Source organism: Xanthomonas sp. NCPPB 2866, assembly GCF_041475745.2.
GTDB lineage: Bacteria > Pseudomonadota > Gammaproteobacteria > Xanthomonadales > Xanthomonadaceae > Xanthomonas > Xanthomonas arboricola.
In genome coordinates this window covers 2,400,009-2,404,957 of record NZ_CM192975.1, presented here as the reverse complement: position 1 = coordinate 2,404,957, position 4,949 = coordinate 2,400,009, and the positions used below count along the sequence as shown (strand labels likewise).

Here is a 4,949-nt window from a genome sequence, read left to right as displayed (position 1 = left end):
GCGATGGCCGCCGCCCCCGCTGGGCGGCGGCCATTGAAATTGTTATAGGGGGCAAGATGTCCAAACAACCGGAGACCGCAACATGCAAGCCCGTCGATTGATGCTGATCGCCACCCTGACCATGGGACTACTGATGAACCACCCATCCGCCGCGCAAAGTCGCCCCTCCGTCACCGAAGTGCCTGATGCCGGTATCCCGGAAGGTCGGCCCATCAACCCATATTGGTCTCATGTTGGCATGTCGATGCGGGCGCTGGAGCGCGCCTACATCGAATCGTATGAGCAGTCCGGATTCCGGTTGGCCAGCCGCCATGTGTCGCCGCCCCCAGGCAACTGGTTGATCGAACTCACGTTTCAGTTGAAGAGTGCGCCGAAGGGACCCGACGCGCCTGGCACCATACTGCGCATCTCTAGCCCCCAGCCAGCCAGATGCGGATGCTCCGTGAGCAGGCTAGACTTCAGGTGGGCTGACACCGGCAGTTCCGATCTGGCAGCGTCCGCACGGGGAGAACGTCTTCTCATCAAAGCCGATACCGCTGCGCTGGCAAAGGTCAGGCAACGGTTGGGGGTAAGCTTGCCCGTTATCGAGCTCACACCCCCAGACTCACACAAAAGGACTGCATCGCCGCTCGCCGAATGATCCTGGCGTCCACCTGACCCCGGCGTTTCTCATCCACGGCGCATCTCGCCGCACAAATTTAGTCAGAAAGCGAGACAGTCGGCGACACGCCTCATACCGGCATGTCGCCGCGAGCCCTGGAACGCTCCGGCCACTCCGCGGACTGTTTCTTTACCGGCACCGACACGTTCACCTATGTGGTCAACGATGGGAAGGCCAATTCCAACACCGCGACGGTAACGGTAACGGTGCTGGGCCCGAACCTGCCGCCGCTTGCGTTCGATGATGTGGTGGACCTCAAGGAGAACGGTTCGGTACGGATCGACCCAACCGCCAATGACTGGGATATCAACGGTGACGACCTGCGGGCCGCGCTGGTCTGCGGCCCGAGCCACGGTAGCCTGTCGCTCAATCCGGACGGTACCTATACGTATACACCGGATGCCAATTGGTATGGCCTGGACGGCTTTACCTACCAGGCGTTCGACGGTCAGTACCGCTCGAACCCGGCAATGGTCTGGATCCGTGTGGCGCCTGTGAACCAGGCGCCGGTCGCAGCCGCCGATGCCTTCACCGTACGTGCCGGCGTGGCAACGCGCCTGGACGTGCTCGCCAACGACAGCGATGTCGACGGCGACGGCCTGACCGCGAAGCTCGCCACCTCGCCGAAGAACGGCACGCTTACCCGCAACCGCGACGGCAGCTTCAGCTACACGGCCAAGTCCGGCTTTGTCGGGACCGATACCTTTACGTACGTGGCAACCGATGGCGCACTCGACTCCAGGCCGGTCACCGTCAGCATCACGGTACTGGCGCCGAACCGTGCGCCAGTGGCCAGGGACGACAAGGCCACCACCATGGCCGGTGCCGCCGTGCGCATCGATGTGCTCGGCAACGACAGCGATGCCGACGGCGATCGCCTCGCCACCCTGATCGTTTGCGCGCCGTCCCACGGCAAGCTGTCGTTGAATGCCGATGGCAGCTATACCTACACGCCCGACAAGGGCTGGTACGGCACCGACAGCTTCAGCTACCGGGCGACCGACGGCGATGCCCAGTCCGGCGTGGCGATGGTCAGCGTCACGGTGCAGAAGGTGAACCGCGCACCCACCGCCCAGAGCGCCTCGTTCCAGGTGCAGAAGGATGGCAGCGTGCGGATCGACTTCGACTGCCTGGTCAACGACCCGGACGGTGATGCGCTGACGCTGAGCCTCACCAATCCGTCGAAGGGTTCACTGACGCGCAACCGCGATGGCAGCTATACGTATCGTCCGAAGAGCGGCTTCATCGGTACCGACACGTTCACCTACTCGGTCAGCGACGGCAAGCTGACCGCCAGCGCGAGCATCACTCTGGTGGTGTCGAAGAACCCGCCCCGCGACAATGCGATGAGCATTGTTGTCGGTGCGTCGGCCTCTGCCGCAAGCGTCCAGGGCGGTGGCTACATCGTCGTCAATTTGGGGACGTCCAGCCAGCCCGTGATCGACTGGACGGCCACGGCCGGAACGTACCCGACGGGACTGGGGAACACTGGATGGGCCGCGCTACTGGGCGGCACGGTGTCGGGGATCGATCTGCTGGTTGCGCAGACAGGTCTGGTGGTACGGCGCGACTGAGCGATGGCCGCCGCCCCCGACGGGCGGCGGCCATTGAAATCGTTATAGGGGGCAAGATGTCCCAAGAACCGGAGACCGCAACATGCAAGCCCGTCGATTGATCGTTATTGCCACCCTGACCCTGGGGCTATTGATGAACCACCCATCCGCCGCGCAAAGTCAAATACCCAGCGATGTGCCTCATACCGGCATGTCGCTGCAGGCTTTGGAACGCGCCTACATCGAATCCTATGAGCAATCCGGATTCCGGTTGGCTAGCCGCCATGAGCAGTCGAATTCCGTCGGTTCCTTGACGATCGATCTCGCTTTCCAATTAAAGAGTGCGCCGAAGGGACCAGACGCGCCTGGCACCACGCTGACAATCTTGAGCGATCGGCCGCCCGGATGCGGATGCGCCCTGGTCAGGCAAAGCTTCAGAGGATTCGACGCCGATAGTCCCAACTGGCCGACAGTCGCTCGGGGAGAGCATGCTCTCGTAAAGGCCGATACGGCTGCTCTGGCAAAGGTCCGGCAACGATTAGGCGTGAGCTTACCCGCCATGGATATGCCCATACCCTGACGCTGCTGCTTCTAAGATTCACGCTATGCCTGGGCAGCCATGGGAATAAACGGGCGGCCAGTGACAACGACTTAGCCGAGTCAGCCCGCTTGGAGAGCTCACTTCCCCATCCTGGCATGCCTCTCCAGCGTCCCATGGACTGCAGCCCGACAGCAACTCGGAAAACCCATAGCGCGTTGACGCCACCGGTCGAGTCTTGGCGCTTCGGCCGCTGTTGGACGGCCACGGCGGGAACGTACCCGACTGGACCGGGCAGCAGTGGACGGTCCGCGTTGTTAGGCGAGCCGCTGTCGGGAATCGATCAACCGGTTGCGTAGACCGGTGTGGCGATGCAGCGCGAGTGAGCAGTGGCAGCCAGCTACATGGGCGGCGGCAATTGAAATCCATCTTGAGATCAAGATGTCCCAAGACCGGAGACCGCTACATGCAAGCCCGTCGATTGCTCGTTACTGCCACCTTGACCCTGGGGTTACTGATGAACCAGCCATCCGCCGCGACTAGTCCCGCCGATAGAGGAACATCACACGTCGGCATGTCGCGTAATGCTCTAGAACGCGCTTACATTGAGGCTTACGAACAATCTGGATTTCGGCTTGCCAGCCGCAAGGAGTATTCGAATCGGTCCGGCTTTTGGAGCACCGTACTTGAATTTCAATTGAGCAGTGTACCGAAGGGGCCGAATGCTCCCGGCTCTACGCTGGTCATCTCGGGCTATGAACCTGGGTGTCCATGCGAGGTGAGCAGGGAAACTGTCAGGGGGCTCGATGCTGATAATCCCGACCCGAAAGCACGCTTCCGGGGATTTGGTGTTGTCATCAAAGCCGAAACAGCTGCATTGAGAAAGGTTAAGGAACGGTTGGGGGTGAGCTTGCCCGAAATGGGTATTCCCACACCCTGACGCTACGGCTTCACGAATACGGGCTATCTCCCGGCAGCAATGGGGATGCGTAGGCTGCCAGTGACAAAGGCTTAGGAGAGTCTGGCCGCCTGGAGCATTTTAGTTTCCCATTCTGGCATGCGGTTCCAGCTTTGTTGGGCTGTAGTCCGACGGCAGCTCTGTCCCTGAGGTATCTCATACCGGCATTACGCCACAGGCGCTGGAACGTCTCTACGTCGAATCTTAGGAGCGGTCCGGATTCCGTCTAACCACCCGTCGCATGGAATGGCATCCAGTCGGCTACTGGGCGATCCTCCTCGCATTCAAGTGGCAGAATGGACCGCAGGAGCCCGACGCGCCTGGCATCACGTTGCTGATGCGAGACGAGGCAGCGACTGGATGCGCCTGCCGCATGAGTAGGCTAGGCATCAGTGGGCTCTATCAAGAAAGTCCCAATCGGGCGATATTCTTGCGGGGAATGGATATTGTCGCCAAAGCCGATGCGGCCGCATCGGCAAAGGTACGGGAACGATTGGGCATGAGCTTGCCGGACGTGGTTCTACCCCACACTGACGCCAGCGTCGTGCCGATCCGCAAGCAAGACATGCGCCCACGGGTTCCAAAGCACCATGTCACGCTGGAAATACTTGGGACCGTCGCTCTTCGCCGCCGCTTTCGTTACATCTGCGGGTTTGCCGATCGCCAAAATAAACTGCTCACCGCGACAAGGCGACGCCAGCAGACTGACAAACAGATGGTGACGTGGGATGCCTGAAGTGCAGCTGCAACAGATTCGATCAAGTCGCCGTGGCAGTCAGGCGCGGCATTCCGCCTGATAGCAACATAAGCTGGCCCCGAGCCAGGACATGGCAAGCACGCCCAGTGCGAGCCCACTACGCCATCCAGTCATTGGGTCGTCCCGTTAGCGCGTCGCCCCATCGATCACCACCGAATGCAACCCATCCCGTCTCACCTGCCCGGGACCGAACTGGCTCACCTTGCCATCCTTGAGCACTACTGCGTAATCGGTGTGCGTCATGGACACGCGCGTGCGGTGCCGATTGAGGTAATTGAGCACTTCGAAGTCGCCCAGCGTCCGGATTGAATCCGGACGGCCAAGCGTGGCGATCACCTGATCGCGGCTGGCACCGATGTCGATCGTGGTGATTTTATGGCCGGTGGTCTGGCAGCCGGCGACTGCGGCCGCCAGCGCGACCGCACAAAGTATCCCTTTCATGTTTTTCCCCTGTTTCCGGTCGACGCCGTCGGCGAACCGTG

At 61.2% G+C, this 4,949-nt stretch carries 5 protein-coding genes; 4 read left to right on the top strand and 1 reads right to left on the bottom strand.

Annotation, left to right across the window (positions count from 1 at the left end; genetic code table 11):
- The first annotated feature begins 741 nt into the window (after positions 1 to 741).
- From ACCQ04_RS10305 to ACCQ04_RS10290, 4 genes are all read left to right on the top strand, one after another.
- Positions 742 to 2,235, top strand: a complete 1,494-nt coding sequence (locus tag ACCQ04_RS10305) for an Ig-like domain-containing protein (protein ID WP_226427859.1) — start codon at positions 742 to 744, stop codon at positions 2,233 to 2,235.
- Between the two features lie 82 nt (positions 2,236 to 2,317).
- The gene (locus ACCQ04_RS10300; RefSeq protein WP_226427858.1) at positions 2,318 to 2,794 is read left to right on the top strand and encodes a hypothetical protein; all 477 of its coding nucleotides are present in this window, start codon (positions 2,318 to 2,320) and stop codon (positions 2,792 to 2,794) included.
- 475 nt (positions 2,795 to 3,269) lie between these two features.
- The gene (locus ACCQ04_RS10295) at positions 3,270 to 3,692 is read left to right on the top strand and encodes a hypothetical protein (protein ID WP_226427857.1); all 423 of its coding nucleotides are present in this window, start codon (positions 3,270 to 3,272) and stop codon (positions 3,690 to 3,692) included.
- A gap of 259 nt (positions 3,693 to 3,951) precedes the next feature.
- Positions 3,952 to 4,446 (top strand): hypothetical protein, encoded by a 495-nt coding sequence (locus ACCQ04_RS10290; protein ID WP_226427856.1) that lies wholly within the window; start codon positions 3,952 to 3,954, stop codon positions 4,444 to 4,446.
- Between the two features lie 147 nt (positions 4,447 to 4,593).
- Here ACCQ04_RS10290 and bamE read toward each other — a convergent pair whose 3' ends face one another.
- Positions 4,594 to 4,908, bottom strand: coding sequence for an outer membrane protein assembly factor BamE domain-containing protein (gene bamE / locus ACCQ04_RS10285; RefSeq protein WP_226427855.1), 315 nt, complete (start codon positions 4,906 to 4,908; stop codon positions 4,594 to 4,596).
- Between the last annotated feature and the right edge of the window lie 41 nt (positions 4,909 to 4,949).